Annotated in this window: 6 protein-coding genes and 1 pseudogene; 4 read left to right on the forward strand and 3 right to left on the reverse strand. The window is 54.0% G+C overall.

The features are described from left to right. The first annotated feature begins 13 nt into the window (after positions 1-13). The 3 genes from QJQ48_RS03225 (at position 14) to dprA (ending at position 3,772) form a co-directional block, all read left to right on the forward strand. Positions 14-1,885, forward strand: coding sequence for a GAF domain-containing sensor histidine kinase (locus QJQ48_RS03225; protein ID WP_346289745.1), 1,872 nt, complete (start codon positions 14-16; stop codon positions 1,883-1,885). 63 nt (positions 1,886-1,948) lie between these two features. Then, positions 1,949-2,596 (forward strand): DUF2301 domain-containing membrane protein, encoded by a 648-nt coding sequence (locus tag QJQ48_RS03230; protein WP_346289746.1) that lies wholly within the window; start codon positions 1,949-1,951, stop codon positions 2,594-2,596. 75 nt (positions 2,597-2,671) lie between these two features. Next, positions 2,672-3,772, forward strand: coding sequence for a DNA-processing protein DprA (gene dprA / locus QJQ48_RS03235; RefSeq protein ID WP_346289747.1), 1,101 nt, complete (start codon positions 2,672-2,674; stop codon positions 3,770-3,772). Here the strand turns inward: dprA and QJQ48_RS03240 are convergent. Next, entirely contained in the window at positions 3,769-4,332 is a 564-nt protein-coding gene (locus QJQ48_RS03240) for an FHA domain-containing protein (RefSeq protein WP_346289748.1), read from the reverse strand. The genes dprA and QJQ48_RS03240 overlap by 4 nt on opposite strands. A 288-nt stretch (positions 4,333-4,620) precedes the next feature. Between QJQ48_RS03240 and QJQ48_RS03245 the strand changes: the two genes are divergently transcribed. Then, positions 4,621-6,162 carry a glycosyltransferase family 39 protein gene (locus tag QJQ48_RS03245; RefSeq protein WP_346289749.1) on the forward strand — a complete coding sequence of 514 codons (1,542 nt, stop codon included), beginning with the start codon at positions 4,621-4,623 and terminating at the stop codon, positions 6,160-6,162. 80 nt (positions 6,163-6,242) lie between these two features. Here the strand turns inward: QJQ48_RS03245 and QJQ48_RS03250 are convergent, their stop codons facing one another. Both QJQ48_RS03250 and QJQ48_RS03255 read right to left on the reverse strand, forming a co-directional pair. Beyond that, entirely contained in the window at positions 6,243-6,704 is a 462-nt protein-coding gene (locus QJQ48_RS03250) for a rhodanese-like domain-containing protein (protein ID WP_346289750.1), read from the reverse strand. A 169-nt stretch (positions 6,705-6,873) separates the two neighbouring features. Next, positions 6,874-7,242 (reverse strand): annotated as a pseudogene (locus QJQ48_RS03255) (mechanosensitive ion channel family protein); the annotation flags it as partial.

Raw genomic sequence — 7,242 nt, forward strand, 5'->3', positions numbered from 1 at the left:
TCCTTTGCTGCTTATGATTCCTTCATCCTCTTTCGACGTTGTTGCTGATAGTTCCTCAGCCGAGACGGTTGCCTCTCAGCCAGTAGGGGCAACTAACGACGCTGGCTTTGACGTAGAGAAGCTGGTAGGGGCGATCGCGCTGCAATGCTTGGCTAGTCAAAGCCTCACCGACTTTTGGCAGGATACAGCAGCGCTGCTGCAGGTGAGTTTGCAGGCTGAGCGGGTTTTGGTTTATGCCGACGATCCGGTGCAGCCTGCCTTGGCAGAAGCAAGCCGTTCAGAACTGCCGCCGTTACAGGCGCGATCGCTGACAGAGCTAGGCTTAGCTAAAATTAGCCAAACCGCCCGGCAGCAGCAGACGAGTCAGGTTCTAGATCAAAACTCGGCCCTGTCATCGGCTAGTCAGTCCTCTGTCCCGGTGAGCTACGTGATGCCGCTGCAGATAGCGCGGCGGCCTTGGGGAGTGGTTGTTCTGCAGTTTCCGGCTCAGCCCGCCGACTCCGCCGACTTTTTGCTGACGCTAGATGCGCTATCAGCCGCTATTAGCCGTATGCTGCAGCACTGGCAAGAGCGTCAGCAGCTGCAGGTAAGCAATCAAACCTTAGCGACCGAAGTACAGCAGCGGACAGCTCAGCTTCAGACGGTCTTGGATTTTGAAGCGACCCTCAAGCGCATCACCGATCGAGTGCGCGATAGCCTAGATGAAAAACAAATTTTACAGAATGCCGTCAAGGAACTGACTGAGGCACTGGGCACCAAAGGCTCCAATACGGCCCTGTATGACCTAGAGCAAGGCACCTCAACTATCTACTACGAGTACACCACGTCCCTGTCTTCCTCGCAGGGACGTGTCTCTCAGATGGAGGCGTTTCCGGAGGTCTACCACCAGCTTTTGGAAGGCCAGTACTTTCAGTTTTGCTCAATTATTCCCAATCCGGTGCGAGGGCGAGTCGCCATGTTTGCCTGTCCCATCCTGGACGATCGGGGCGTACTCGGCGATCTCTGGCTGATTAATGACAAAAGCTACGGCTTCAACGAAGTGGATATTCGCCTGGTTCAGCAGGTGGCCAACCAGTGCGCGATCGCTATTCGTCAGGCGCGGCTCTATCAGGCAGCCCAGTCCCAAGTGGAAGAGTTGGAGCGCCTCAATACCCTCAAAGATGATTTTCTCAGTACGGTTTCCCATGAGCTGAGAACTCCCGTTACCAGTATGCGAGTAGCGCTGCAGCTTTTAGGAGTGACGCTGAATCAGGAGTTCGACCTCGACAGCGAACTGCGAAAGTCTAAGACTGAACAGGGCCGGATTGCCCGCTACTATCAGATTTTGCAGGAAGAATGCGAGCGCGAGATTAGCCTGATTAATGACCTGCTGGATTTACAGCGGCTCGACGTTGGCAATCATCCGATTCATCCTCGCCCCATTCAACTGCAGAGCTGGTTGCCTCGCATCGTCAGCGGGTTTCAGGCTAGGGCCAAGAGTCGGCAGCAGCAGCTGGAGCTGCAAATTCCGGCAGCTCTCGAAAAAGTAATCTCAGATGAGGCCAGCTTAGAGCGGGTGATAGCTGAACTGCTCAACAACGCCTGCAAGTATACGCCGCCCGGCGGCCACATTTGCCTGGCGGTCAAACGCGCTAAGCCTGATCAGATGCAGTTTTGCATCACCAACACTGGCATCGAGATTCCGGCGGCGGAGATGCCGCGAATTTTTGACAAGTTTTACCGCGTACCCAGCGCCGATCCCTGGAAGCAGGGAGGCACTGGGCTAGGACTGGCCCTGGTTCAAAAGCTGCTGCTGCACCTACAGGGCGAGATTCAGGCCAGCAGCGGTCAGAATCAGACCTGTTTCACCTTTGATTTACCCATTGCCTTACGCAACTTTGGCTAGGGGATTGGCGGGGCGATCGCTACCATAGAGATAGCCGTCTTGATCCAGCCCAGAGAGAGCCATATGGTATCTGAACAGATCACATCACCCGTCTATCAGGGACAGTTTGGCCCCTTTTCAATTACTGCAGCCGATCGGCAAGAAGTCGTGATTTATCGCGGCGCTTTAGGTCTGGCGGCGCTCTGCTTTGCCGCTGGCAGCGCGCTGTTCTGGCTGCGGGGATCCCAGCCTTGGGTACTCCAGGTGCTGACGCTGCTGTACGGCGGCTTCTGGCTGGCGCTAGGAGTAAGCCTGACCAAAATTCACATTTACCTGAAGCCGCTGCATCAAACCCTGAAGCTGTTTTGGCTGATTGGGGGAGTGGCTTCGCTGGGCTTGGCGATCGCTTATCCCAGCCCTCTGCTACTGACCCTCTATCAGCAGCCCCTTACCCTGCTGGGCGTTGGCTTCACCTTTGCCGCTCTGACCGGCATCTTCTTCAAAGAGGCATTTTGCTTTGGGCGACCAGAAACCCTGCTGCTGACGCTAATTGTTCCTGGCTTACTTTTAGGCCACATGCTAGGCTGGCTGCCGCTGCTATGGGAGCGCTGGCTGCTAGCGGCCTGGGTCGTTTTGTTTCTTGTCTTTGCGGTGCGTAAGGCAGTGCAGCCGATTCCGCCTGATATCGGCGATAAGAGCGTATTTGAATATTTAGAGCAGCAGGCTCAATAGCTCATGGCCTGGGCGCTGCGAACCGAGCTGCCAGCTTGGGCATAGTAAAGCCAGCATCTAAAGAAGGAAGCAGGCGTGATAGAAGAGAGGGCATACTGGCTGGCCTGGTCGAGGATTAGCGGCGTTGGGCCTGTCATACTCAAGCGGATTTATGAGCACTTTGGCAGTCTATCAGCAGCTTGGGTAGCCTCGCCTGAGCAACTACAGGCGGTTGAGGGCATTGGCCGACAGCTCGGAATCGCCCTGCGTCAAGGGCGACAGCAAGCACCTGAGTCACTGCTAAATCAGCATCTAGAGCGCGGTGAGGAATTTATCACTCCCGCTGATGCCGCCTACCCCAACCTGCTCTTTGAAATTGCCGACCCGCCCCCGGTTTTGTACTATCGGGGACAACTGCAGGCAGCGATCGCCTCATGGCAGGGATTGCCCGTTGGCATCGTTGGCACTCGCAGCCCCTCGGACTATGGCAAACGCTGGACGCGCAAGCTAACGCAGGCGCTGGTACAGCAGGGCTGTCCTATCATTTCGGGGCTGGCGGATGGGATTGACGCGGTGGCCCATCACCAGTGTTTACAGCAGCAAGGCATGACGGTGGCTGTTTTGGGCACGGGGGTAGATCAGGTTTATCCGGCTGCCAACCGCCGACTTTATGAACAGATTGTGGCCGAAGGATTGTTGATAAGTGAGTATCCCTTGGGGACTGCCCCCAACCGCGTTCATTTTCCTCGCCGCAATCGCATTATTGCTGGTCTGAGCCGGGCCGTGATTGTCACGGAAGCGCCAGAGCGCTCTGGGGCACTGATTACAGCCCGATTAGCAAATGAGTATGGCCGCGATGTCTACGTTCTTCCCTGTTCACTGGACAATCTGCGAGGACAAGGTAGTTTGGGGCTGATCAACCAGGGAGGGCAGCCCATTTTAGGAATAGAGACGCTATTAGCTCAGCTCGGCAAAATGCCGCCGCTCAGCCCGGTTGAACCGATGCCGCCGCTGCCTGAACTAGCCCCTCCCCTCTCCCAGGTAATGACCCAGGTTACGACTGAACCCACAGCCTTAGACACAATTGTGCAAAAAACAGGGTTGGCCACAGGAACAGTTTTGAGCGCACTGACGCAGCTAGAAATCCTCAAACTGGTGAGCCATTTACCCGGAATGCACTATCAGCGCCGTCTCTAACAGCAGGTTTCTTCCATATCCCGCAGTTGAGTAGCATCGCCGCTAATAAAAAATTCAATCCGCAGGCTGCCAAATTCCAGCAGGTCACCGTGCTTCAAGGCACGCCGCTCCAAAGCATCAAGGCGATGGCGGTTGAGCCATGTACCGCGATCGCTGCCGACATCAGTTAGATAAAATCCCTGACCATAGGCAAAGCCAATCGCAGCGTGACAGCGAGAAACCTCTGCATGGTCAATGGTGACGGCACAGCTTGAGCTACGTCCTAGCAGCCAGTTGGCGCTTTTAGGCAGCACCGTGATCACCTGTCTGGGATTGAGATTGGTCACTAGAAAAGCGGACTGCTGAACCACAATGCCCTGTAGATATAGGGAGGTTAGCTGACAAGCCGCAGGGGCTGAAAGCACAGGATCGAGAATGGTGCTGACTTGTTCAAAGTCGTAGTTGCAGTTGTGAAAAAGGGCGTCGAGCAGGACGGGATCTTGCTGACTGGCGGCAATATCTCTAATTGAAAAGCAGTGGGCAGCCTGGCAGCCGGAACCTGACGGATGGCGAGGTGACATGGATTTTAGTAGAGGTATGACACAGTTGGTAGGACGATAATTCGTTATTGACTTCGTCATTAACAACGAAAACCGTCTGATCAGCACCCCGTTACTCTCCGAGCCAGTCTAAGCCTTAATTGGGCCGGAGTTAACATTCATTAAACGCAGGTTTCTCCCGTCTGGCAATCCGAGCATCTTCTGAATTTATAAAAGCTTCACGCAAAACTAGAATTACAAATGAGCTGTTAATTCTCTTTTCCCAAATTTATGCTGGCAGCGAATAAATTCAGGCGAGTTTCTCCTCAGTTGTCTAAGCAGCAGACTCAATTCCAGCAGCTTTCCCTGGGATTGCTGGGGTTTGGCTTAGTGGCGCGTTTGGTTCAGTATGCGGCTAACCGTTCCCTCTGGTTTGATGAGGCCAGCTTGGCCATGAATTTGACCAGCCGTTCTTACAGTCAGCTTTTAGCGCAGTTGGATAACAGTCAAGCGGCACCGCCTTTGTTTCTGTGGGCAGAGAAGCTGGCGATTCAGCTTTTCGGCAATCACGAATATGCGCTGCGGCTGCTGCCGCTGATAGCAGGCATCCTCTCACTGGGGCTGTTTTACCAGCTAGCGCGGCGGTTCACCACAGGTCTCACGACACCGATCGCAATCGCCCTGTTTGCTTCCCTGGAATACACCGTTTACTACGCGGGTGAAGTTAAGCCCTATATCAGTGATTTAGCGATCGCGATTTGGCTATTTCTACTGCTATCGCCGCTGAGCTATTTACGTCTGGGCCTTAAGCGCATCGTCTGGCTCAGCCTGGTCGGGGCGGTCTGTATTTGGGCCTCGTTTCCCTGTATTTTTGTGCTGGCCAGCGTGGAGTTAGTCAACTTGCTGCGGCTGCGGCTATGGCAGCTCTCGCGCGCACAGCTACAAACTTGGCTGCTCAATCGCCTGCCGATCTATGTGACCTGGCTGGCTAGCTTTGCTTTGCTATATTTTGGGGTCATCCGGCAGGCTCTCAGCAACGAAGGGCTGGTTGCAAGCTGGGCGGCCCGCTATCCAGAAGCTTGGTTTGATCTAGTCTGGATCTTAGACGCGATGGGGCGTTTCTTCTATCAACCGCTGGGCTTTTTAGGCTTTACCGACGCGATCGCCGCGGTTGTCTTTATCTGCGGCTGCGTCTATCTCTATCGCCAAGATCGGTGGCGGCTAGCCCTGCTGAATGCCCCGCTGCTGATCACCCTGGCGGCAAGCTATTTACACCAGTATCCCTTTCGGGGACGGTTGATTCTGTTTCTAGCTCCCTTTTCCCTGCTGATTGTGGCGGAGGGACTCACTTTCTGCGTCACGCAACTCACCGCGCAACGGCGCTATCGGGCCGTCTTGGGCGCGGTGGCGCTGGTGGCACTACTGGTGTTTCCGATGGGTCGCATGGGCCTAAAGGTGGCTGATCCCGATCGCTTTTTGTTTGATCACGTTCGTCCCGTTCTGGATTATATGCAGGCCAACTGGCAGTCCGGCGATCGCCTCTATGTCTTGCCCGGTCCCAAGCAGCAGTTTTTATACTACCGGCAGCGCTATAACTTTCCGGCAGCGGCGACACGGCTGAGTTCACATCCTGTCCCCAGCAATCGGAGCCTAACCACCGAGGAGCTAATGCAGTACCGGGAAGATTTGGCTCAGCTACCCGATCGCTCCCGCGTTTGGCTGCTGCTGGCCCGTAAGCGACCCAAGGTAGAAACGGCGCTGATCGCAGAACTACAGCAGTGGGGACAGCCTTTAGATATCGTGCGGGCACCTTTAGCCGTAGGACTTTTGCTGAATCTAGAGCAGTCAGATTTGCCAGAGCCATCTCCCTAAAACAAACCGCGATCGCCTCTCTACGGGCGATCGCGGCTGCAAGCTGACTAAGCAGCTTTGCCAAACTAATCTACTTGGCCCTATACAGTAGCCACTTGACCTTCAGTTGGCCCAGAAATTGCCTTCCAAGCAGGTAGACCGCCTTTGAGCCTAGCGACGCTAGCAAAGCCCGCTTCTGAGAGGGTATTGGCAGCTTTTCCAGTCTCTTCGTCTGACTCACCGTAAACATAAATGTCCCGGTTAGCTTCTAGGGCTGATTTAGCGCCAGCCGCTAGCTCAGACATCGGCATGGGAATCGCTCCGGTAATGCGCTCTTTGTTGTAAGCGCTACGCTCACGCACATCAATAATGGTCAGTCCTGGCTCGCCCCAGTCTAGACGCTGCTTGAGGTCTGAAGCAGTCGACTCTGGCTGCATTGGCGGCGGTGAGGGGAGAGGAGCCGTGACGGTTTCCTTGATTTCCGCAACAACTGCCTGCTCATTTCGATCGGCTTTATCTAGAATGTCTTGTCCTTGATTATTTTGTTCTTGATTATTTTCCATAAGGGATAAATCTATTGCATCCAACTATCTATACGAATCTTAAAGATGAGTCTCGTTAGACTCATCCACCCGGAGATACAGTTTTTTATTTGTTATGGAAGGAAATTATGCTGTGTAAAAGAACCGCGAACATCAGTACTTTGGAACAAGTTTGGGAGAGCTGACTGTATCAGGTATGTATTGTCAGGTTGAAAGGGGGCGGATAGGCGATATTTTGCTGTCTGAAGATAGCCTTAGCTCGTTTGGTTAAGTCAGTGCGGTAGTCCGTCTCATCGCGAATATCCATAGGATAGGCTTCCAAACTGAACTGAGTCGATTCTGGCTTTTCCTTCAGCTCTACTGAGATTGGAAACCGCAAATCTGTGTACTTGCTGGTCTGGGCAACGCGGCGCAGAATATGCATGACTTGGTCAACATCAACCTGGTGACTCAGGTAGAACTCAATGACGACCAGCGCCTCTAGCTGGCCACGATTAGCATTGATCACAGGTTGCGTCCAAACCTGATTGTGAGGAATGGTGACCTCCCGATCTTCTAG

The organism is Sphaerothrix gracilis Ecp01 (genome assembly GCF_030405905.1).
Lineage (GTDB): Bacteria > Cyanobacteriota > Cyanobacteriia > Phormidesmidales > Phormidesmidaceae > Sphaerothrix > Sphaerothrix gracilis.

Bases quoted from the DNA above. Each gene is read 5' to 3' on its own strand.
- QJQ48_RS03225 (WP_346289745.1), top strand. From the start codon at position 14: ATGATTCCTTCATCCTCTTTCGACGTTGTTGCTGATAGTTCCTCAGCC.
- QJQ48_RS03250 (WP_346289750.1), bottom strand. From the start codon at position 6,704: ATGGAAAATAATCAAGAACAAAATAATCAAGGACAAGACATTCTAGAT.
- QJQ48_RS03230 (WP_346289746.1), top strand. From the start codon at position 1,949: ATGGTATCTGAACAGATCACATCACCCGTCTATCAGGGACAGTTTGGC.
- QJQ48_RS03240 (WP_346289748.1), bottom strand. From the start codon at position 4,332: ATGTCACCTCGCCATCCGTCAGGTTCCGGCTGCCAGGCTGCCCACTGC.